Origin of the sequence: Tenacibaculum sp. FZY0031 (assembly GCF_036350695.1) — a bacterium.
Classification (GTDB): domain Bacteria; phylum Bacteroidota; class Bacteroidia; order Flavobacteriales; family Flavobacteriaceae; genus Polaribacter.
Window position 1 is genome coordinate 74,052 of the sequence record NZ_JAZDVY010000001.1, and the last position, 22,621, is coordinate 96,672.

Sequence of the window (22,621 nt, forward strand, 5' to 3'; positions counted from 1 at the left end):
GAGTGTTTTTATTGATATTACTAGTTTTAGTAAGGTAACTCCTTGTTGCTTTATTTTTTTTCAATAAAAAAGAATCCCTTTGTAGTTTTTACAAAGGGATTTTTGGGTATCATAGCCCCGAGGTTTGTCTAGAGGGTATTAACTTTAATACTCAATTTTATCTTCTTTTTCAGACCATTTCTGAAAAGGTTCTAAGGCAATATCACGTCCTATTTGCTCAAACGGAATACTTCTCTTTTCGTATGGTAACGGAATTTCTTTGTATATAAACTCATCATCAAAACCAATATTAGCAGCGTCTTGCTGATTACTTCCGTAAAAAACTTTATCAGGACGCGCCCAGTAAATAGCGCCTAAACACATAGGGCAAGGTTCGCAAGAGGTATACACCACACATCCATCTAACTGAAAAGAACCTATATTTTTACAAGCATCACGAATCGCAGTTACTTCTGCGTGTGCTGTTGGGTCGTTGGTAGAGGTAACTTTGTTGTTTCCGCGTCCTATAACTTTACCATCTTTTACTACAATGCAACCAAAAGGACCTCCTTCGTTATTTTGCATTCCTTTTAAAGCTGCTTTTACAGCTTCACTCATATATTCTTCGTGTGTATTCATTGTTACATTTTTATCAAAAAAAGGGTTACAAAATTACGCCTTTTCTTTGGTTCAATTTACTAAATAAACTCCTTTTTAAGATTTGTGTATTGCGAATACTTACACTTGGTATTAAAAAACAGCTTTTTATAACTGTAATTTAAGTGTTTATGACTTCTTTTTTAACAGACACGAATAATATTCCCTAATTTGTAACTATTATCAAAAACTAATCAATCATGAAATTAACAATCAAACTTATTTTAAATACAATGCTTGTAATGAGTGTTGTATTTTTTAATTCTTGTAAAAAGAAGAAGAAAGAGAATGACACTGTAGAGGAAGTAGCAAAAGTAGCTTACAACAAAACAGCCACCGAAAGTTTATGTGAAAGTGATTGGTTCCCTCACACACAAACCCCTGCCCCTGAAGAAGGAAAAGGAAGTCCGTTTGATGTATCGAGCACAACCAATGCAATTTTTCACCAATGGTCTTGGCAAAAGTTTTTATGGCTTACAAAACCAACTGAAGAAGTTGTGTTATTACCTATCATAACACGAGGTGAGCCTACGCCGATAAAGTTAAAGGTAAAAATACCATTGTTTTTAAACCCAAAGGAAATGCATCAAGTAACGGCTCATATGCAAGATGTAAAGCAAAAAGAAGGAGCTGCTTTGGTTTTAATAGATACTGCTCAGGCAGGATCGGGAGGAACGTTAAAAACAAACCCTGCGTATAACGAAGATGGAGTTTCAGAAACCGTGTTTTACTCAATTCACGTAAGCCCTACCATGAAAGAATCATCAAGAAAGTATAGAGATTCTATAGTTAGCGGAACTTTAAGTGGAAATAACCAGGCATCTTTTCCAGTAGGCTCTTTAGAGTTAAAAGTATCATGGACGCCAGTAACTGCTATTGCTGAAGAAGAGATAGGTAATTATTATACTACAGTAGCGGCTTTAAGTAGAGATGGAGAAACATATACGAATACTGAGGTAGCTTTATTAGGAATGCATGTTGTAGGTATTGTAGAGAATCATCCAGAATTTATTTGGGCTACCTTTGAACACGACGATTTAGCACCAAACTATAACTGGAAAGATAATAAGGCATCTTCATCTGCCAATAAATTATTATTTGCTGAAGGAACTACTACAGGAATTGACGGTATTGTGTGGAGTAATGGTAGTGCAAAGTTACCGTATAAAGCGTACGATTTATTTAAGTATGGAGTTCCAAGAGATAGTGTAGGAAACTTTATGAAGACAAGTCAAGAAGAACCTGTAAACTTTGATAATATAGACAACCTTAATACTTGTGTAAAAGAAAACTTAATTGATGTATGGAAAAACTATTTTTATAATGGTTCTCTATGGATTGATACTGATGGAATGACGCCTGAACAGCAAACCGCTAAAATAAATAGTTTAGGCGGAAATATAGGAAACGCAACACCAGATAGTACTTCGGTAGCAAGAGGATCAGTAAACTGTGCTAATGTTACCATGGAAACATACACACAAACTTTTAAAAGTAGTTTAAAAGATATTGAAGCAGGCAATTTAGCAAACTGCTTTAGTTGTCATAACGCGGTAAACTTTTCAACTAATAATAAATCACCATTGTATATAAGTCATGTGTTTAACGCCTACTTATTAAGAGGAGAAGGAAAAACATTTAATGAAGTTGAAGCTATTAAAGCGAAGCAAGAAGTAGAAGACTTTATAAAAAACAGCTTAAAGTAAAGTTTTTAAGATTGACTTTACAGAAGCCTCTCTAGTTTGTTTCATTACTAGGGAGGTTTTATTTTTGTTAGTTGTTAGTTGTTAGTTGTTAGTTGTTAGTTGTTAGTTGTTAGTTGTTAGTTGTTAGTTGTTAGTATGTTTTACCTAGAAAATAACGATTGGAAACCAAAAGGTGTAGGGGAGCTAAAAACAAACAGTTAAATCTTTGTTCTAACAGCGAAGTGGGCTTTTTTCTTAGTTCTAAAATTAGGAAATTAACAGTTAATAACTACTGCGTCTTTTCCAAAAAGCAGCCTCTTTCCACCTCGTTTCAGTACTGTAGAAAAAGTTTTTATGCTTTAGATAATGATTCCAAACTTGTTGTAGTTGATTTTTATACAATCTATTGAAGTGTTCCTCCTTAGTGGAGTTCAAGTCCTTAATAAAATCATAGTTAATAAGTAGCTTTTGAAGCTGCATAGCATTCGCCATAGCATTAAACATACCTTGAGAAGAAAGTGGATCAAAACTCATAGCAGCGTCGCCTAAAGCAATCCATTGTTTGCCAGCTACCTGTTCTAAACGAGTAGAATTGGCACTTACCGTACCATGGAAGTTAACAGTAGTTTCGTTACCGTCAATTAAAGGCTGAATGAGTTTGTGTTGTTTGGCAAAGGATAAAAATGTATTTACATGCTTAAAGGTGTTTCTATCGACTAAATCAGCATCCGTTTGAAAGGCGATGACCCTTTTGTTATCGGGAACTACAGCACTATACCACCAACCTAATTCATCAGCAGCAATGGTGCTCATGACATTTTCTTGAGTATTGGGTAAGCTTATCCAGCAAGATATTAACTTATCATACGATGTACGTTGAATACCTAAGCTTTTGGTGAAATGCGATTGCCTACCAGTGGCGTCAATTACGAATTTTGCCTGAATAGTATGTGTGGTTCTGTTTTTTAAATCATCAGACTTTGTGGTAACTTTCCAGTAATTATCTTCATAAGAGCTATTAGAAAGACGTGTTCCCCAAATACAGTCAACACCTCTTTCAATAGCAACCTTTCTTAGGTAAATTTCAAACTCTTTTCTATCCAAGCTTCTAGAGAAGCCATCGGGGTTTCTTAAATGATCGACAATTTGAAGTTGATTGCTTCCCCAATAGGATTGCATTCCTAAATTATTACGAAATATGGTTTGTTTTACAGCATCCGATTCATTTTCTAGTAAATCTAACTCTTTTAAAATTCGTTGTGCAGCAGGCGCTAGCGATTCTCCAATTCTATCAACAGGTTCAAGTTGTTTATCTACTATGGTAACATTATAATAATTAACTAAAGAAATGGCGGCAATGCAACCTGCAATGCCACCACCTATAATTAGTATGTCAGTAGTACTAGTATATTCTTTCAATTCGTATATTATTTAGGAATATATCTTGAAAAACGTGTCATCTTCTCAGGAATACCAACTTCCACTCTTTTAGGAGCTGCTTCTTGATGCGAATCAGACTGTTTCATATGATGTAACTTAGCAGCAATTAAATGTATGGTTTTAATAACATTGGGTGTTGCTTTAAAGTCTTTTGCTAGTTCATCTTCCGTTAAGCTTAATAAGCTACGCTGAGCATCTTCCAATACCAACTGCTCGTTTAATAAATTATCGTGTGATAGTTTATCTACGGCTGCATCTATTGTATTTTGAACTCCTTTCTTTAACGCATGTTTAGCGGTTAAAACACCTTGTAATTCTTGTATGGTAGCGTTTAATAATGCTGCCTCTTGTTCTGGAGTAGGAGTAATACCCACTTGCATTTCTTCAGGGAAATTTGGATCATGCTGAACTCCTGGGCGCTTTTGAACCACGGCTAGCTTATCAAAATACTTAATCATGCTATTAATTTGATTCGTATAGGTTGGTGCTTCACCATCTAAGGGAAGGTTGTCTAACCAATCGGAACGGAAATTAAAGGCTTGAATTCGGGTTTCCTCTGATAAATTCGTATCCATTGTTTCTTTATAACGTTCTTCATTTAAAACGTTGTTTGGTACTCTCGCAGGCCAAAACGTAGGTAAATACGGATCGTATTCACTAGTGTATCCGTCTCTACAACTTGCCGTATCTGTTTGCCAAGGAATTGCCATCCAACGCGTGATACCCCCAGCTACTTGTCCGCCTAAAATAGGCCCTTTTGCCAATGGTAATGTATCATTATTCATCATTGGACCATAATACGTAGTATTAACAGGCGGTGTTTTAGGTGCATGTTTAATTCTAAAAGGAGCCATGTACATACCAGAAGAACGCATAGGCCACGTCATTTCACAACCTGGGTGGAAAGCATCTGCCAAACAAAACTCCATGGCAGCTTTGGTGAGCATATCTGGTTGTTCTGAAACTGGAAGTTCGTCAATGGTAGGCGGTTTAGGAACGTGGGGACATCCAGTCATATCCACATAATCAGCATCGAAATCACCTTGTACCCATTGATCTAAAAACTCTAATTGTAAGTCTGATAAGGTAGCATGTTGTCGAACAGACCCCGTAGAAGGAATGCTGATTGCATCACCATATAGCCAAGGCCATAGTTGAGGTGCTTCTGCTCCCGATACATCAAAACGACGGAAGTTGTTAGAAATCGTTCTTCGCATTTCCATATAGGCAGGCGACGGATTTCCTAATCGTTTAATCCATTCGTTTGTGGTGTAATCAAACTGACCTCCAAAACCAAAAGCTCCTGCAAAACCAGCATTTACCCACTGTAAATCAGTCATACGTTGGAAGATTGGTAATATATCTTTGGTAAAAGATGGTCTGGTAGGTCGTACTAACATTTTAGATTTTACAGCCACATCACGCATTAAATCCCACATGGTACGTACCGATTTTTGCATTGGTGCATAATCTGGTGGAGCACAAATAACCCAGGCTGGATCTACTTTTAATTTTGTTCCTTCGTATTCTACTTCCGCAGTAACAGGTCCGTCCGAAATATCATCGTGCCAACCTTCGTTATTGGCAAACGTAATGGCTATATCACCATTGATGTTTTCCGATTTTCCGTGTCCTCCTAACATCACTAAACGTCCTTTTTCATCGGTACGCATTTCACCTAAGTATACTTTTTTAGAGAAGAATTCCCCCTCAAAGAAAGGGCCTTCGGTAACATTGGTTCCGGTAATAGATTTTGCACCTCCATCAATTAATAAAGAGTTACGATCTTTTACATCAATATTGCGTAACATAGAAGGAGGCATATCAGCTGCTTCAGGAATATCTAAGGCAATGTTAAACTGATACCAAGACGATTTTTGATTAGCTAAATGACTATGCCACGTAATTTTTGCATTTTCAGCCGTTAATTCCTTTACCGCTTTTCCAGCTGCATTGAATCCGTAGATTCTAAATTGTGCTGCTTGTCTTTTTAAGGCACCAGTTTTATCACGATATGCATATGGGTCGGTTTGTGGTTCAGGATTGTCAACTAGTGGACCAATAAAGTATTCGTGTTCACTATTTCCTACACGCATGACACCAATAGGAGGATAAATCCCTGCTTTTACGATACAGTCGCTATTTTCATCGGTGTTACCTTCAAACTGTGGATTGATTTCTTTAGGTTCTTGTAGTTGTTGTCCGTTGGCTTGATGACGTGCTTCGGCACTTGCCGCATATACTACTTTTCTTGCTTGCGCAATAGATCCTAAAGGTTCGTGTTGCGGTAAGGTTCTCCAAATATTAAAGGCTAAGTTGCTTCCAAACTCGGCTTGACCAATACTAGCTACATCTTGTTGAGGTAAATGTAATTTAGCAATACATATATACGGACTTTCTTCCGTACTCCACACTACCTGTGCATCATCTAAAGGCATGGTAGCATCGTTGGTACGCAATTGTATTTCGAAACGGAAGGTTGCTTCTTTGGTTAACAAGCGTTGTTGTAAATCAATACCTAGGTAATTGGTATCGTTAAAAGGCGTTCCTTTATAAGTGTCTTCAGGAACTAAACGATATTTTACAATTTGTGAATCACCTAATTTAAAAGGAAGAATTGCCCAGTAACTAGCACTTAATACACTAGCTTCTTCTTTGGTCATCGCCTGTAAAATACTCGCTAATTCAGGGTGTTTGGCTATGTACGAGTCGTAATCACGGTCAATAACACCAGCAGTGGTGAAACTACACATCTGTTGTGCATCACGAGCAAAGAAACGGTCGATGTTTTGAAAGATAAAATCGGCATTGGTACCATCTCCTAACAGTTTAGGGCCTTCCACACCGAAGAGTTTTAAACCGACTCCTAAGGTAGAATGTAAATCGGGAGAAGTGGGGCCCGTATCACTTGAAAAACGAACAGCACATTCGTAAGCGTCACCGGCAAAAATTCCGATTTTGAATTGTTCTTCGATGTCTTTGTTTACAACAAAACGACCGTATGCAATACCGTGTTGTTTCCTAAATACCGCTCTTTCGGCAGGCTGTTGTCCGTTTTCAATGCGTGTTTTTTGTCCCATTTCCACAAACATTTCTTTTAAACGTTGTGTAACTTGGGTAATGTCTCCATCGCAGTTCCAGCATGATGAAGATTGATTTTGTGAGGGGTTTGTCATTTTTTGGTTAGTTTTAGTTTGACATTATATACCTTTAAAAATAAGGAATATAAGTTAGAGTTGGTTTTAAGAAATTCTTAAGCGTTAGGTTTTCGAGTATTAGTTGTTGGTATTGAGTATTGAGTATTGAGTATTGAGTAATGAGTAATGAGTGTTGAGTATTGGGTAGTGATATTTGAAAAAAAAGCTAAAGGTTACTAAAATAAAAATATGCTTTGATTGAGAAAGTATATTGAGAGGTAACTGAGGAGGAAGCCCTATTTAAAGAGAACAGCTATTTTTAAAATGGTTGTTATTTCGTGTAGAAAGTCAAAAAACTGTATATAAAAGAGAAATTTATTAAAAAGTAAAATTTCTTTGGATTTAAAGTTACTTGCTTAAATCTTTTTAGATTTGTGCTTTAATCTAAAAAAAATATGAAAATTAAAATTGCTGTCATTGCTATGATAAGCGTGTTTACAAGTGTGAAAGCGCAATGGGACCCAAATGGTAATAATTCTTCTACTGGAAAATTAACTTTGGATGGTAGTTATATTAACATAAATACACCTATAACTACAGGAGGCTGGGCAAGAGGTATAAATAATATGGCTACTGACAAGTCTACAAGGATAGGAGGAATAGGCCTTCTAGGATCAGGAGAAAGTACGATTAAATATTATTATATGGCTCACGGTGTATCTCCTTATAGTTCTGGATTAGGCTTGTATATTAAACCAAATGGAAATACAGGAATTGGAACAGTAAATCCTTCTGAAAAGTTGGAAGTTAATGGAAATATCACAATAACGGGAGATTTAAAAATGTCGGGCTCTGATAGTTATATATGGACAAATGGAACCGGAACAGGTTATACAGGGATATGGGATCAAAAAAATAAGAGAGTACTTTTATATACATCTGAAAGTACAGGTAACATAGGAATTGGAACAACTGATACTAAAGGGTTTAAACTTGGAGTAAATGGAAAAGTAACAGCAACAGAAGTAAAAATAGCTACTTACGCTAATTGGTCAGATTTTGTATTTGAAAAAAGCTATAAGCTACCAAGTTTAGAAAATGTAGAACAACACATCAAAGAAAAAGGACATTTAAAAGATATACCAAGTGCTGAAGAGGTAGAAAAAAATGGTTTTTACTTAGGAGAAATGGATGCAAAACTATTACAAAAGATTGAAGAGTTGACGTTGTATACGATTCAGCAAGAGAAAAAACTAAAGAAACAAAACTCTAAAATCAACAAACAACAAAAGGAGCTAGAGGAATTAAAAACTTTGGTTAAACAGTTATTAAAAACTAAAAATTAAATTAATTGAGTATGAAAACTAAAATTAAAATTGCGGTGATTGCCATAGTAGGAATATGTTTAAAGATTGACGCGCAAACTTATAAAAATCCAGCAACTAATACAGGTTATAATCATTTTATTAGAAATGGAGGTGGGGCTGCTGTATATATTAATCAGGTAGATAATGTTCAACCTATTTTAAGATTGTCAAGTGGTACAGAAACCCCAAATCAAAATGTTCAATTTACAGTAGAGAATAATGGAAATACAGGAATTGGAACTGTAAGTCCGAGTGTTAAATTAGAAATTAAAAGTAATGAAACAACGTTTGTTAAGTTTGATAGAGAAGGAGTTGCCAAAAATGGTCATATAGGGTATGGAGCAGCTAATGAAGGAGGAGTTTATTTAGGTACAGATGATAATCAATATGCTCTTTGGGTTCAACAAAATGGGAATATAGGGATAGGAACTACAAATCCTAAAGGAAAACTTAACATATCGTCTTCGTCAACAATTGGTTGGAGTAATTTAGGAGGGGCAAGTATTCTGTTAGGTTCTGAAACAAGTGGACTAGGTATAGATAAAAACGAAATAGCTTCTAAAGGAGATAATCTTTATATAGGAACTATTGATGTGAATAGAAGTATTTATTTTAGAACAGGAGGAACAAGCACGAGAATGTTTATTGATGGTTCAGGTGGAAATGTAGGTATAGGAACCACTACTACAGGTTCTCATAAACTAGCAGTAGAAGGCTCCATAGGAGCACGAGAAATTAAAGTTGAAGGAAGCGGCTGGTCAGATTTTGTGTTTGAAAAAAGCTATAAGCTACCAAGTTTAGAAAATGTAGAAAAGCACATCAAAGAAAAAGGACATTTACAAGACATTCCCAGCGCGAAAGAGGTTGAGAAAAATGGTTTCTTTTTAGGGGAGATGGATGCTAAACTATTACAAAAGATTGAAGAGTTGACATTGTATACGATTCAGCAAGAAAAAGAGATAAAAGAATTAAAGAAACAAAATTCTAAAATTAACAAACAACAAAAGGAGCTAGAGGAGTTAAAAACTTTAGTTAAAAATTTATTGAAAACTAAAAATTAAATTAATTGATTATGAAAACAAAAATTAAAATTGCGGTGATTGCCATAGTAGGAATATGTTTAAAGATTGACGCGCAAACTTATAAAAATCCAGCAACTAATACAGGTTATAATCATTTTATTAGAAATGGAGGTGGGGCTGCTGTATATATTAATCAGGTAGATAATGTTCAACCTATTTTAAGATTGTCAAGTGGTACAGAAACCCCAAATCAAAATGTTCAATTTACAGTAGAGAATAATGGAAATGTAGGAATTGGAACGACAAGTCCTTCTGAAAAACTAGAGGTAAAAGAAGGGAATATTAGAATTTATGGAGTAAACACTTCTAGATATATTCGTTTTGGAGAAGTTAATTATCAAGGTGCTTTTATTAATTATGATGGAACAAAAGATGTATTGAATATAGGTGTCAATAATATTAACACAGCAGATTTAAGTAATGATTACAATGCTATTAGTATAGTAAGAAGTACCGGTAACGTAGGAATTGGGACATCAGATACTAAAGGGTTTAAGTTAGGAGTTGATGGAAAAGTAGTAGCGACCGAGGTAAAAGTTGCTACCTATGCTAATTGGGCCGATTTTGTGTTTGAAAAAAGCTATAAATTGCCAAGTTTAGAAAATGTAGAAAAGCACATCAAAGAAAAAGGACATTTACAAGACATTCCCAGTGCGAAAGAAGTTGAGAAAAATGGTTTCTTTTTAGGGGAGATGGATGCTAAACTATTACAAAAGATTGAAGAGTTGACATTGTATACCATTCAACAAGAAAAAGAAATTAAAGAACTAAAGAAACAAAATTCTAAAATTGAAAAATTAGAGAAGGAAAATAAGTTATTAAAATCTTTGTTAGAGAGAGTCTCTAAGTTGGAAGAAAAAATAAAGTAGTTATAAAATTAAAAAATCCACAACGTTTGGTTGTGGATTTTTAATATCTATAAGTAAGTTTAGCTTATTTTAAACTTCCAATCATGTCCTCTGGTTTTACCCATTCGTCATATTGTTCTGGAGTTACATACCCTAAACGTACTGCTTCTTCTTTTAACGTAGTTCCGTTAGCATGCGCTGTATTGGCAATTTCAGCAGCTTTGTAGTATCCAATTTTAGTGTTTAACGCTGTAACTAACATTAGTGAGTTGTTTAGTAACTCAGTAATTCTTGTTTGGTTAGGCTCAATACCAGCAGCACAGTTTACATCAAACGATACACAAGCATCTCCAATTAATTGAGCCGATTGTAATACATTCGCTGCCATCATAGGTTTAAAAACGTTTAATTCGTAATGACCTTGTGTACCACCTACAGTTACCGCAACATCGTTCCCCATAACTTGTGCACAAACCATAGTCATAGCTTCTGCTTGTGTCGGGTTTACTTTTCCTGGCATGATAGAAGAACCTGGTTCGTTTGCAGGAATAATAATTTCTCCAATTCCAGAACGTGGTCCAGACGCCATTAAACGAATATCGTTAGCAATTTTATTTAATGAAACCGCTAATTGTTTTAAGGCTCCATGTGTTTCAACTAACGCATCGTGTGCAGCCAAAGCTTCAAATTTATTTTCAGCAGTTACAAAAGGTAATCCTGTAAACTCAGCAATATATTTAGCCACTAATACATCGTAACCAGCAGGCGTGTTTAACCCTGTTCCAACAGCAGTTCCTCCTAACGCTAATTGAGCTAAGTGTGCCAACGTATTTTTTAAAGCGTTTAATCCGAAGTTTAATTGTGCTACATATCCAGAAAACTCTTGACCTAAGGTTAGGGGAGTAGCATCCATTAAGTGTGTACGTCCAATTTTAACTACATCTTTAAAAGCTTCTGCTTTAGCTTGTAAGGTATCGCGTAATTGTTCTACTCCAGGAATCGTTACTTCTACAACTTTTTTGTAAGCTGCAATATGCATACCAGTAGGGAAGGTATCGTTAGACGATTGCGATTTGTTTACATCGTCGTTTGGTTGGATCGTTTTTTCTCCTTCACCAATTACATTTCCTGCAATTTCGTGCGCACGGTTCGCAATAACCTCGTTTACATTCATGTTCGACTGTGTACCAGAACCTGTTTGCCAGATTACTAACGGGAATTGGTCGTTGTGCTTTCCAGCCAAAATTTCATCACATACTTGTGCGATTAAATCACGTTTTTCAGTTGCTAATACACCCAACTCAGCGTTTGTATAAGCTGCTGCTTTTTTTAAGTACGCAAATCCGTATACCACTTCTAATGGCATAGAGGCAGCAGGACCAATTTTAAAGTTGTTACGAGAACGCTCGGTTTGTGCTCCCCAATATTTATCAGCAGGAACTTCTACTTGTCCCATCGTATCTTTTTCGATTCTGTATTTTGTCATTTTAAATGATTTAAAAGGCTATAAATTATTGATGTTCAAAATTACAAATTCTAATAGTTTTTAATAGTGATTTTTATCAGATTTTATTGGAGAAAAAGAAAAATAGTTATAATTTTGTGGCATAACAATTATTAATAAGAAACAAATGTTAGATTTTTCAGAATTCTCAGGATTGGTATTATTCATGTTTATTTTTACAGCTGGATTTTGGCTGTTAATTTTCTTATTAACATTTGTAGTTCCTTACTGGATTGGTGGAACTATCTGGGAAAACATGAAGTTAAAAAGAGAAGCAAAAAAAGCTGCAGAAGAAGGTAAATAAGCTTTTTATTATAATATATTATAGAACCACGCTAATAGGCGTGGTTTTTTTATGTTTTTATCTTGGGCGTTCCCACAAAGGAGGCGGGCTTTGCGCGTTACATGGTAACTTGCTTCAATCCCTAACGCAAAAAAGAGCACTTGTTTACATCAACAAGTGCTCTTTTTAATAATTTGTAGTATGAGACATTAAAATCCTTCACCGCCTCCGTCGAAATCACCATTACGTTCTGAACGTTCACGTTTTTTCTTTTGGTTAAAACGATACGTAAAGCTTAAGGTAATTTGGCGTTCTCTCCATTGAAATTCTTGATATGACATTACTCTTGAAGTATTTGTATAGCTTTTTCTTTTACGTTGATTAAATAAATCACTAACATTCAACACCAAGGAAGCTTTGTCTTTAAATATATCTTTGCTAAATGCTAAGTTGGTAACAAAAATACCTTCTCTACTACCTTGTGCATCATCTTGTGGTCCTCGATACATAATACGTGTTTGCCAATCTATTTTCGCAGGTAAAGTAATTCTAGAGTTAAAACGAGCAAACCAACTGCTACTATTTACTTCAGGTAAAGACTCAGTTTCGGTTACTAGATCACCATTGATAGGATTAGTATAAGAATAAGTGTAGTTGAAAGCATCTGTTCTAAACTTAAAATAGTTAAAAGTTGCTGATAAACGGGCCCATTTTGCTGGGTTATAGTTTGTTGTTAATTCAAATCCGTAACGATCTTCATCATTTAGGTTTAAGAACTGACGTACAAAAACATTTCCTTTATCTCTTGTTTCAATTCTAGAAACAGGTCTGATTAAATCAGTTGAAAATTGATAGTACAATGAAGAGTTTAAGGTTACTTTACTAACTCTTGTAGTATACCCTAGATCAAAAGAACTTGTGTAAGTCGGGTTTAAGTCTGGGTTTCCTTTAAATACATACGTATCTGAACTACGTGTTTCGAATGGGTTTAAAAACCAGTGACGTGGTCTTCGTAATCTACGAGCATACCCTAAAGTTAAGTTATCTGTTTCACTAAATTCATATCCTAAGTTCACAGTAGGGAACCATTCAGTATAGTTTTTATCAGAAAACTCACCCGTATTTAATACTGTTAAATCAACATCAGTATATTCTGCACGTAATCCTAATAGGTATGAGAATTTATCTATTTTACTACCGTATTGGGCGTAATAAGCGTAGATATATTGTTTAAAATCAATCGCATTAGATGGATCAAAATCAAAAGGCTGCCCATTTTCATCACGAACTCTAAAATCAGAAGTTAAATCTTGTAAATCTGCTTTATGACCTAATTCTAATTGACTTTTCTCTCCTAAAGGAAGTACATAGTCTATTTGTAATAACCTGTTTTTAGATTTGGTAACTTGACTATTTTGTTCAGCTAAAATGTTGTTGTTCGTAATATTAGCAAGTTCATCTTCTTCGTTTTCGCTATACTGTAAGTCAATAATTAATTTTTGACCTTTGTCATCAATATTATTGGTATAGTTTAACGAATATTGAGTGTCAATATCATCTTCGGTTTCAGTTTCTACTCTCTTTAAGCTTCTTATAGGATCGTTCGCAGGAGAAAAAACATCTGTATTGTTTGTGGCAATATCTTTACCGTCATTATTTCTATAAAAAATGGTTCCAGTAAGAGAACTCTTGTCATTCAGGTAGTATTCCATACCAAAAGAACCGTTAAAACTTTTGTTTTTTCGGTCATAGTCTCTCTTTTCAATGCTTAAACTATCTATAGCTCCATCGGTTAAATAGGTAAAGTCGCTAAATGCATTTCCAGGGCCTTTTCTGTAAGAGTATCCTAAATTAGAAAAAAGATTGAATTTTCTTGTGCGGTAATTAATGTTACTACTTAGGCTATACAAATCAGGGTTACCTACTGAAAAGTTAAGCGATCCATTAAATCCTCTTATTTTTCCTTTTCTAAGAATAATATTTAAAATACCTGCAGTACCTTCAGCATCATAACGGGCCGAAGGAGAAGTAATAACTTCAACTTTCTCAATTGCATCGGCAGGTAAGTTACGTAAAGCATCTGTACCACTTAGTCCTACCAAAGCAGAAGGCTTACCATCGATTAAAATACGCACGTTTTCGTTACCTCTCAAGCTTACAGCTCCTTCTGCATCGACATTTACTGAGGGTACATTATCTAAAACGTCAGAGGCATTTCCGCCTTTCACTGTCATATCTTTTCCAACGTTGTATATTTTTTTATCTAAACGAATTTCAACGGTAGATTTTTCAGCAATAATTTCAACTTCGTCTAATGTTTCAGCATCTTCAGATAGTAAAATAGTTCCTAGGCTTTTATTTTCTGTTAAGTTGTGGTTTCCTAAGTTCTTAGTCTTAAAGCCAATAAATTCAACTTTTATATCATAAGTACCAGAAGAAGCGTCTATTGAAAAGCTCCCATTAGCATTGGTTACTCCTCCAATAACTTGTTGAGTGCTAGTATTGGTAAGCACTAAAGTAGCATACTCTAAAGGTTGCTTAGAATTTGTTTCTAAAACTTTTCCTGTTAGGGTAACTTTAGATGGGGTACGCTGTGCTACAGCTGTAAAACTAATTAGTAAAATAATAAGTAGTGTAATTTTCTTCATTATGTTGATTTATAAAGCTTGTTTGACCGCAAATTTCCCTAAAGGTTTAATGGGGTTTAGTTAAAAGAATGTTAAATAAGATTTGTGTAGTAAAGTTTGAAAAGTGAAAAGTGAAAAATGAAAAAGTGAAAAGTGTGAAATGAAAAAGGAAGGTTTATAAAGTTTTTGGGTATTAGAGTAAAAAGTTAATTTCAATACTCAAAAGTAGAAGACAGACTGAAAAAGAAAAACCGACTTTTTTAATGTGAAAAAGTCGGTTTTTAAGATAATTTACCAAGATTGTTGGTCATTATTTTTTCTTAGCACGTTGTTGTGCAGCCTGCTGTTCTTGAGCTTGTTTCATGGCAGCGTCTAAACGCTCACGGAATTTACTCTTTTTAACAGGCTTCTTTTTATTTTCTTCAATTTTAGCATGAATTTTATCCTCATCAATTACATAGTTCTTAATAACAAACATGATAATAATGGTAAGTAAGTTCGAAATAAAGTAGTATAAACTCAATCCACTTGCATAGTTGTTAAAGAAGAATAACATCATAATAGGAGAGAAGTAAATCATCCATTTCATCATCTTACTCATGTCTGGCATTCCTTCTTGAGTAGGTGCTTGCATGTTAGCTTGCTGACTTTGGTTCATTTTCATGTAGAAGAAAATGGCTACAGAAGCTAAAATTGGGAATAAACTTACATGGTCTCCATAAAAAGGAATTTTAAACGGTAATTTAAAAATAGTATCATAAGAAGATAAGTCGTTTGCCCATAAAAAACTCTTTTGACGAAAGTCAATGTTGGTAGGGAAAAACTTAAAGAGCGCAAAGAACACAGGCATTTGCATTAAGGCAGGGATACAACCCGACATCATACTTACTCCCGCTTTTCGCTGTACTTCCATGATAGCTTGTTGGCGCTTCATTGCATTTTCTTTCCCTGGAAATTTCTTGTTAATTTCTTCCATTTCAGGGCGAATCACTTTCATTTTAGCACTTGACAAGTAAGACTTGTAAAGTACTGGAGACATGATTATACGTACTACAATTGTCATTAAAATGATAATTAATCCGTAGTTACCTATAAATCCTTTTAACATATTAAATACGGGATAGAATATGGTACGGTTTAAGAAACCAAAAATACCCCAACCTAAATCAGCGATTTCGTCTAAACTAGTTCCTTCGTAAGATTTTAATAAATTATAATCTGTAGGTCCATAAAACCATTGCATATTATAATTTAATTCCCCGTTTGTTAAAGCTAACGGAGTTTTTAATCCGTAAGTTTTAGTGTATACGCTGTCTTTATCTTCACCAGCAAAGTCAACAGACTTTAAAGTAGCATTGCTAAACGGTGTGTCAGATGTTAAAATAGAAGAGAAGAAGTGTTGTTTATAAGCAACCCAATCAATATCACTTACTACATCATCATCATTCATTTGTAAGTAATCTACTTCATCATCGGCTTTATAATAGTAGTAAGAGTACATATTTTCGGTTTTTAAACTCTTTTCGTGTCTAAAACCTTTTAAACTCCAATCTAAATTTATTTCTTGAGAACTATTAATAGTATTACTCAATCCTTGTGAGCGAACGGCAAAACCTACACGGTAATCCCCTTTTTTCATTTCATAGCGATATTCTAAAAACTTTGCTTCAGAAACCTTTAACTTCATAGAAAGTACTTGCGTATCTCCATTTTTGGTTAGGGTAGGAGTAAATAGTAAGTCTTTAGTATTTAAAATTCGGTTATCAGTAGTTCCGAAGTTAATATTAAAAGAGGCATTGTTATTTTTTACCAAGTAAAGAGGTAACGAATCATACGTTTTGTAGTTTTTAACAAGAGCTTCAATAATTTGTCCCCCTTTATTGTCGATAGTTAACTTTACAAGATCGTTTTCAAGTGTTGTATTTCCTTCTTGGCTTTTTGAAGCTCCGTATGCAAAGGCACCAAATTTAGTTTGTAAAGCAATTTGTTGTAACGAGTCGTTTGTTACTACGTTATCCGATAAGCTGTTTTGAGTGTTGGTTGTAGCATCTGTAGTTTGCTCTGTTTGGGTAGTTGCCTCAGGAGTTTCTTCAGGCTTTTGAGTGTTCATCCACCAAAGCATAATTCCTCCTAATAAAAGCATTCCTATAAAGGAATTTAAATCAAATTTTTTTTGTTCCATTGATATATGTTAAAATGTCAACTTGTCATGTAAAGCTTTTCTTGAAAGCTAAAAAACCCGACAAAGGTAGTAAAACCCTATAGATTTTTTGAGGTTTTACAATGAATAATTTTGTTAGTGATGATAGTTCAAACAGTGTTCCAATTTTATACCCAATAAAAAAATCCTGTAACTTCAATTACAGGATTTTTAATTTATTTTTTTGATTGTTTCAACGCTGCTTTAATAAAGCTTACAAACAGTGGATGCGGATTTAACACGGTACTTTTATATTCAGGGTGATATTGAACTCCAACAAACCATGGGTGTGAATCGATTTCAACAATTTCTACTAAGCCTGTTTTAGGGTTAACACCTGCTGTTTTCATCCCCGCATTTTCTAACTGCTCTTTGTAATTGTTATTGTATTCGTATCTGTGACGGTGACGTTCACTTATTAATTCTTCCTTATATGCTTGAAAAACTTTAGAATCTTGTGTTAATTGGCAATCCCAAGCACCCAAACGCATTGTTCCACCTTTTTCAGTAACCTCTTTTTGCTCTTCCATTAAATTTATAACAGGATGTGCTACTTCAGGGTTCATTTCAGTAGAGTTTGCTTCTTTAAGGCCTAACACGTTTCTAGCAAATTCAATTACAGCCATTTGCATTCCTAAACAAATACCTAAAAAAGGTATGTTGTTTTCACGCACGTATTGTACTGCTGCAATTTTTCCTTCAATTCCTCTATCTCCAAACCCAGGAGCAACTAATACACCATTCAAACCTTCTAGCTGTTTTGCCGCATTTTCAGGAGTTAACTCTTCAGAGTGAATCCAACGAACGTTAACTTTTGTTTTGTTGGTAGCCGCAGCTCCAGCATGGATAAAAGCTTCAGTTATTGATTTGTATGAATCGTGTAACTCGACATATTTTCCTACCAAACCAATTTCAACAGAAGAAGTTGGGTTTTTATGACGTTCTAAAAACTTATTCCACGTTTTTAGGTTAGGCTGCTTGCGTGTAGATAAGTTTAATTTATCTAATACAACATAATCTAAGCCTTCTTTAAACATTAAGTTAGGAACATCGTAAATAGTTTCAGCATCTAACGACTGAATTACATTTTGCTTTTTAACATTACAAAATAAAGCTAGTTTGCGTTTAATGTCATCTGAGATTTCATGCTCTGAACGACATACTAAAATGTCAGGTTTTACACCACTTTGCATTAATGTTTTTACAGAGTGCTGTGTGGGTTTTGTCTTTAATTCACCCGCCGCTGCCAAATAAGGAACAAGGGTTAGGTGAATAACAATAGCATTGTCTTCTCCTAAATCCCATTGTAATTGACGAACAGCTTCTATATAGGGTAAGGATTCAATATCACCAACGGTTCCTCCAATTTCAGTAATAACAATGTCGAAATCGCCTGTGTTACCTAAAATTTGGATTCTGTTTTTAATTTCATCAGTAATATGAGGAATAACTTGAACTGTTTTTCCTAAAAAGGCTCCTTTGCGCTCTTTGTTAATTACAGACTGATATATTCGTCCTGTAGTAACGTTATTAGCTTGTGAAGTAGGAATGTTCAAATAACGCTCGTAATGTCCTAAGTCTAAATCTGTTTCAGCTCCGTCATCGGTAACATAGCATTCTCCATGTTCGTATGGATTTAATGTCCCTGGATCTATATTAATATATGGATCCAACTTTTGAATGGTTACTGAGTATCCTCTTTCTTGTAATAATTTGGCTAGAGAAGCGGCAATAATTCCCTTCCCTAGTGATGAAGTTACGCCTCCGGTTACAAAAACGTATTTTGTGTTGTTCATGGTACTGTTAGGTTTGCGCAAAAGTAAGAAGTCTGGCAATTACAACAAATAAAAAAGAGAAAAAACGTACAGAAAAATTATGTATGTTTGCCAAACAAACTTTTTTTTAAAAAAAATAAAATAAGGGTTTGTCAGACTGAAAAACTGTTGTATATTTGCCCACGCTTTTAGCAGACGGAATTTCACAAAAGCAAAACATTTTTTAAAGAAGATATTTAAGATATACTGTAATGAGTAAAAGAACGTACCAACCATCGAAGAGAAAAAGAAGAAACAAACACGGTTTCCGCGAAAGAATGGCTTCTGCTAATGGACGTAAAGTATTAGCTAGAAGAAGAGCAAAAGGAAGAAAAAAGTTGTCTGTTTCATCTGAATCTAGACCAAAGAAATAATGATTAACTATTGTTAATATTTTAAAGGCGTTACTATTAAGTATCGCCTTTTTTTATAACCAAACAATTTTTATTTTTACACCACAACACAACACAGACTAAAATGCCTAAAAGACAAGACCTTAAATCGATTTTAATTATTGGATCAGGACCAATTGTTATTGGTCAAGCATGTGAATTTGATTATTCAGGATCTCAAGCGTTAAGATCTTTGAGAGAAGATGGAATAGAAACCATCTTAATTAATTCGAATCCTGCAACTATTATGACAGACCCTTCGATGGCTGATCATGTATACTTGTTACCTTTGAATACAAAGTCTATTATTCAAATTTTAAAAGAGCACCCACAAATTGATGCTGTTTTACCTACTATGGGAGGGCAAACAGCCTTGAACCTTTGTATTGAAGCTGATGAAAAAGGAATTTGGGAAGACTTTGATGTTGAAATTATTGGGGTAGATATTGATGCTATTAATATCACAGAAGATAGAGATAAATTCCGTTTATTAATGGAGAAAATTGACGTGCCAATGGCGCCTCAAGCTACCGCAACATCCTTTTTAAAAGGAAAAGAAATTGCACAAGAATTCGGATTTCCATTATGTATTAGAGCTTCTTTTACTTTAGGAGGAGCAGGAGCATCTATTGTATATGATGAAAAAGAATTTGAAGAATCATTATCTAGAGGTTTAGAAATTTCTCCAATCCACGAAGTAATGATTGATAAGGCCATGATGGGATGGAAAGAATATGAATTAGAGTTATTACGTGATGATAACGATAATGTTGTTATTATCTGTTCTATTGAAAATATGGACCCAATGGGAATCCACACAGGAGACTCTATTACAGTAGCTCCAGCAATGACTCTTTCTGATAAAACATATCAGAAAATGAGAGATATGGCAATTAAAATGATGCGTTCTATTGGAGAATTTGCAGGGGGATGTAACGTACAGTTTGCCGTTTCTCCAGATGAAAAGGAAGATATTATTGCTATTGAGATTAACCCACGTGTATCTCGTTCATCAGCATTAGCATCGAAAGCAACTGGATATCCAATTGCAAAAATTGCTGCTAAATTAGCAGTAGGATATACTTTAGATGAGTTAGACAACCAAATAACCAAGTCTACTTCAGCTTTATTTGAGCCAACTTTAGACTATGTAATTGTAAAAATACCTCGCTGGAACTTTGATAAGTTTGAAGGGTCTGATAGAACATTAGGTCTACAAATGAAAGCGGTTGGAGAAGTGATGGGAATTGGACGTTCGTTCCAAGAAGCATTGCATAAAGCAACACAATCGTTAGAAATTAAACGTAACGGGATTGGAGCAGATGGTAAAGGATATAAAGACTATAACCAAATTATTGATAAATTAACACATGCTTCTTGGGATCGTGTATTTGCTATTTACGATGCCATTCAAATGGGAATTCCATTGAGTAAAATACATGCAATCACTAGGATTGATATGTGGTACTTGCGCCAATATGAAGAATTATACGAGTTAGAGAAAGAAATTTCTAAACATACTGTTGATACGCTTGGTAGAGAATTATTGTTAGAAGCCAAGCAAAAAGGATATGGTGATCGTCAAATCGCTCACATGTTAGGTTGTTTAGAAAGTGAAGTATATGCGAAGCGTGAAGAGTTAAAAATAAAGCGTGTTTATAAGTTAGTAGACACCTGTGCAGCCGAGTTTAAAGCACAGACTCCTTATTATTATTCAACTTTTGAAAGTGAAATTGAAACTCCTGATGGAGAAGTTTCTGTATCGAATGAAAGTATCGTTTCTGATAAGAAAAAAGTAATTGTATTGGGCTCTGGACCAAACCGAATAGGGCAGGGAATTGAGTTCGATTACTGTTGCGTTCATGGGGTGTATGCAGCAAAAGAATGTGGTTACGAAACTATTATGATTAACTGTAACCCTGAAACAGTTTCTACTGATTTTGATACGGCAGATAAATTATACTTCGAGCCAGTCTTTTGGGAACATATTTACGATATTATTAAGCATGAAAAACCAGAAGGAGTTATTGTTCAATTAGGAGGGCAAACAGCTTTAAAGTTAGCAGAAAAACTAGAGCGTTATGGAATTCCAATTTTAGGAACGAGCTTTAAAGCGTTAGATTTAGCAGAAGATCGTGGAAGTTTTTCAAGCTTGTTAAAAGAAAATAATATTCCTTATCCTGAGTTTGGAGTAGCAGAAAATGCAGATGAAGCTTTAGCGTTAGCAGATGAGTTAGACTTTCCAATCTTAGTGCGTCCATCGTATGTATTAGGAGGACAAGGAATGAAAATTGTGATTAATAAAGAGGAGTTATTAGAGCATGTAGTAGATTTATTGCGTAAAATTCCAAATAACAAATTATTATTAGATCATTATTTAGAAGGAGCTATTGAAGCAGAAGCTGATGCAATTTGCGATGGTGAAAATGTGTATATTATTGGGATAATGGAGCATATTGAACCTTGTGGAATCCACTCAGGAGATTCAAATGCTACTTTACCAGCGTTTAATTTAGGAGAGTTAGTATTGGAACAAATTAGAGAGTATACTAAAACCATTGCTTTAGCACTTGATACAGTTGGATTAATTAACATTCAGTTTGCGATTAAAGATGATAAAGTATATATCATTGAAGCAAATCCACGTGCATCTCGTACGGTTCCATTTATAGCAAAAGCTTATAAAGAACCTTATGTAAATTATGCTACCAAAGTGATGTTAGGAGAGAAGAAAGTTACTGATTTTGATTTCAATCCTCAGTTAGAAGGGTTTGCAATTAAGCAACCTGTATTCTCTTTTAATAAGTTTCCAAACGTAAATAAGAACTTAGGGCCTGAAATGAAATCAACAGGAGAAAGCATCTTATTTATTGAAAGTTTAAGAGACGATGCCTTTTACGATTTATATGCAAGACGTAAAATGTACTTGAGTAAGTAAAAGCGTTTTAGAATTAAAATAGATAAAATCCGAAGTTTATTAAACTTCGGATTTTTTTATTGGTTTAAAAAGTTAACTAATTGCTCAGCATTAATAGTATATCTTTTTTTTATAAGTTTTGCTTTTTCTAGTTGTTCTACTTTTTCTTTTGAGTAAACTTTTGTGTCAAAATTCTCTATATATCCATTTACTTTATACAGATAAATATCAAGGTTTTTAGTATTCTTTTTCTGAGCAAATTTTTTAGGTAAATTGATGTTTTGAGAGCCTTTTTCTACTGTTTTTTCCATTTCCTTTCCACCCACAGGTCTTATGGTTAAAGGGTCGTTTAATTCACTATAAAAGAATAAATCTTCATTTTGATAGGCTACCAAAAACATATCGGTAGGGTTTTGGATATCAAATAACAAATTTCCTTCATTTTGAGATTTTGAAATTAGTTGATAACGCTCTTTGGTAAATTCAAAGTTGACGGTGAAATAGTATTCTTGGTTTTTTGAGATATTTACTGATGAATTAAAATCGTTTTGAGATTTTTTGGTCGTATAATTTTTACAGTTTAAAACAAGAAATAAAAAAAATAAAGGATATAAAGCAAGATGTTTCATAATAAAAAACGTTAGAATTAAAAGAATAACACGACTATGAAATAACCGTGTTATTCTTTT

General features: G+C 34.4%; 15 protein-coding genes. 7 read left to right on the forward strand and 8 right to left on the reverse strand.

What is annotated here, in order from left to right; all coding sequences use genetic code 11:
- Positions 1-144: 144 nt before the first annotated feature.
- Complete coding sequence (locus V1T75_RS00325; protein WP_330486569.1) at positions 145-618, reverse strand: nucleoside deaminase; 474 nt, start codon at positions 616-618, stop codon at positions 145-147.
- A 218-nt stretch (positions 619-836) separates the two neighbouring features.
- Between V1T75_RS00325 and V1T75_RS00330 the strand changes: the two genes are divergently transcribed.
- Positions 837-2,342 carry a hypothetical protein gene (locus tag V1T75_RS00330; RefSeq protein WP_330486570.1) on the forward strand — a complete coding sequence of 502 codons (1,506 nt, stop codon included), beginning with the start codon at positions 837-839 and terminating at the stop codon, positions 2,340-2,342.
- Between the two features lie 261 nt (positions 2,343-2,603).
- On the opposite strand, the gene V1T75_RS00335 is transcribed toward V1T75_RS00330, so the two are convergent.
- Together V1T75_RS00335 and V1T75_RS00340 are read right to left on the reverse strand one after the other, a co-directional pair.
- Positions 2,604-3,740 (reverse strand): NAD(P)/FAD-dependent oxidoreductase, encoded by a 1,137-nt coding sequence (locus V1T75_RS00335; protein ID WP_330486571.1) that lies wholly within the window; start codon positions 3,738-3,740, stop codon positions 2,604-2,606.
- A gap of 8 nt (positions 3,741-3,748) precedes the next feature.
- Positions 3,749-6,937 carry a LodA/GoxA family CTQ-dependent oxidase gene (locus tag V1T75_RS00340; RefSeq protein ID WP_330486572.1) on the reverse strand — a complete coding sequence of 1,063 codons (3,189 nt, stop codon included), beginning with the start codon at positions 6,935-6,937 and terminating at the stop codon, positions 3,749-3,751.
- A 416-nt stretch (positions 6,938-7,353) separates the two neighbouring features.
- On the opposite strand from V1T75_RS00340, the gene V1T75_RS00345 reads away from it, so the two are divergent.
- From V1T75_RS00345 to V1T75_RS00355, 3 genes are read left to right on the forward strand one after another with little or no spacing between them, the layout of a single operon-like run.
- Positions 7,354-8,244, forward strand: a complete 891-nt coding sequence (locus tag V1T75_RS00345; protein ID WP_330486573.1) for a hypothetical protein — start codon at positions 7,354-7,356, stop codon at positions 8,242-8,244.
- A gap of 11 nt (positions 8,245-8,255) precedes the next feature.
- Positions 8,256-9,326, forward strand: a complete 1,071-nt coding sequence (locus V1T75_RS00350; protein WP_330486574.1) for a hypothetical protein — start codon at positions 8,256-8,258, stop codon at positions 9,324-9,326.
- Positions 9,327-9,337: 11 nt separating this feature from the next.
- Positions 9,338-10,216, forward strand: coding sequence for a hypothetical protein (locus V1T75_RS00355; protein ID WP_330486575.1), 879 nt, complete (start codon positions 9,338-9,340; stop codon positions 10,214-10,216).
- Between the two features lie 64 nt (positions 10,217-10,280).
- Here V1T75_RS00355 and fumC read toward each other — a convergent pair whose 3' ends face one another.
- Positions 10,281-11,681 (reverse strand): class II fumarate hydratase, encoded by a 1,401-nt coding sequence (gene fumC, locus V1T75_RS00360; RefSeq protein ID WP_330486576.1) that lies wholly within the window; start codon positions 11,679-11,681, stop codon positions 10,281-10,283.
- A gap of 145 nt (positions 11,682-11,826) precedes the next feature.
- Between fumC and V1T75_RS00365 the strand changes: the two genes are divergently transcribed.
- On the forward strand, positions 11,827-12,003 hold the full coding sequence (locus tag V1T75_RS00365; RefSeq protein WP_164505156.1) for a hypothetical protein: 177 nt from the start codon (positions 11,827-11,829) through the stop codon (positions 12,001-12,003).
- 188 nt (positions 12,004-12,191) lie between these two features.
- On the opposite strand, the gene V1T75_RS00370 is transcribed toward V1T75_RS00365, so the two are convergent.
- The 3 genes from V1T75_RS00370 to V1T75_RS00380 all read right to left on the reverse strand — a co-directional run bounded on the left by V1T75_RS00370 (position 12,192) and on the right by V1T75_RS00380 (position 18,605).
- Positions 12,192-14,630 carry an outer membrane beta-barrel family protein gene (locus tag V1T75_RS00370; RefSeq protein ID WP_330486577.1) on the reverse strand — a complete coding sequence of 813 codons (2,439 nt, stop codon included), beginning with the start codon at positions 14,628-14,630 and terminating at the stop codon, positions 12,192-12,194.
- A gap of 289 nt (positions 14,631-14,919) precedes the next feature.
- Positions 14,920-16,791: a membrane protein insertase YidC gene (gene yidC, locus V1T75_RS00375; protein ID WP_330486578.1), complete on the reverse strand. Its 1,872-nt coding sequence runs from the start codon at positions 16,789-16,791 to the stop codon at positions 14,920-14,922.
- Positions 16,792-16,985: 194 nt separating this feature from the next.
- On the reverse strand, positions 16,986-18,605 hold the full coding sequence (locus V1T75_RS00380; protein WP_330486579.1) for a CTP synthase: 1,620 nt from the start codon (positions 18,603-18,605) through the stop codon (positions 16,986-16,988).
- A gap of 230 nt (positions 18,606-18,835) precedes the next feature.
- On the opposite strand from V1T75_RS00380, the gene rpmH reads away from it, so the two are divergent.
- Both rpmH and carB read left to right on the forward strand, forming a co-directional pair.
- The gene (gene rpmH, locus V1T75_RS00385; protein ID WP_028891113.1) at positions 18,836-18,997 is read left to right on the forward strand and encodes a 50S ribosomal protein L34; all 162 of its coding nucleotides are present in this window, start codon (positions 18,836-18,838) and stop codon (positions 18,995-18,997) included.
- 103 nt (positions 18,998-19,100) lie between these two features.
- Positions 19,101-21,953 carry a carbamoyl-phosphate synthase large subunit gene (gene carB / locus V1T75_RS00390; protein WP_330486580.1) on the forward strand — a complete coding sequence of 951 codons (2,853 nt, stop codon included), beginning with the start codon at positions 19,101-19,103 and terminating at the stop codon, positions 21,951-21,953.
- A gap of 56 nt (positions 21,954-22,009) precedes the next feature.
- Here the strand turns inward: carB and V1T75_RS00395 are convergent, their stop codons facing one another.
- Positions 22,010-22,561, reverse strand: coding sequence for a hypothetical protein (locus tag V1T75_RS00395; protein ID WP_330486581.1), 552 nt, complete (start codon positions 22,559-22,561; stop codon positions 22,010-22,012).
- Positions 22,562-22,621 lie beyond the last annotated feature (60 nt).

Coding starts and splice junctions, on each gene's coding strand:
- V1T75_RS00325 (WP_330486569.1), bottom strand. CDS start 618: ATGAATACACACGAAGAATATATGAGTGAAGCTGTAAAAGCAGCTTTA.
- V1T75_RS00330 (WP_330486570.1), top strand. CDS start 837: ATGAAATTAACAATCAAACTTATTTTAAATACAATGCTTGTAATGAGT.
- V1T75_RS00340 (WP_330486572.1), bottom strand. CDS start 6,937: ATGACAAACCCCTCACAAAATCAATCTTCATCATGCTGGAACTGCGAT.
- V1T75_RS00345 (WP_330486573.1), top strand. CDS start 7,354: ATGAAAATTAAAATTGCTGTCATTGCTATGATAAGCGTGTTTACAAGT.
- V1T75_RS00350 (WP_330486574.1), top strand. CDS start 8,256: ATGAAAACTAAAATTAAAATTGCGGTGATTGCCATAGTAGGAATATGT.
- V1T75_RS00355 (WP_330486575.1), top strand. CDS start 9,338: ATGAAAACAAAAATTAAAATTGCGGTGATTGCCATAGTAGGAATATGT.
- fumC (WP_330486576.1), bottom strand. CDS start 11,681: ATGACAAAATACAGAATCGAAAAAGATACGATGGGACAAGTAGAAGTT.
- V1T75_RS00365 (WP_164505156.1), top strand. CDS start 11,827: ATGTTAGATTTTTCAGAATTCTCAGGATTGGTATTATTCATGTTTATT.
- V1T75_RS00370 (WP_330486577.1), bottom strand. CDS start 14,630: ATGAAGAAAATTACACTACTTATTATTTTACTAATTAGTTTTACAGCT.
- yidC (WP_330486578.1), bottom strand. CDS start 16,791: ATGGAACAAAAAAAATTTGATTTAAATTCCTTTATAGGAATGCTTTTA.
- V1T75_RS00380 (WP_330486579.1), bottom strand. CDS start 18,605: ATGAACAACACAAAATACGTTTTTGTAACCGGAGGCGTAACTTCATCA.
- rpmH (WP_028891113.1), top strand. CDS start 18,836: ATGAGTAAAAGAACGTACCAACCATCGAAGAGAAAAAGAAGAAACAAA.
- carB (WP_330486580.1), top strand. CDS start 19,101: ATGCCTAAAAGACAAGACCTTAAATCGATTTTAATTATTGGATCAGGA.
- V1T75_RS00395 (WP_330486581.1), bottom strand. CDS start 22,561: ATGAAACATCTTGCTTTATATCCTTTATTTTTTTTATTTCTTGTTTTA.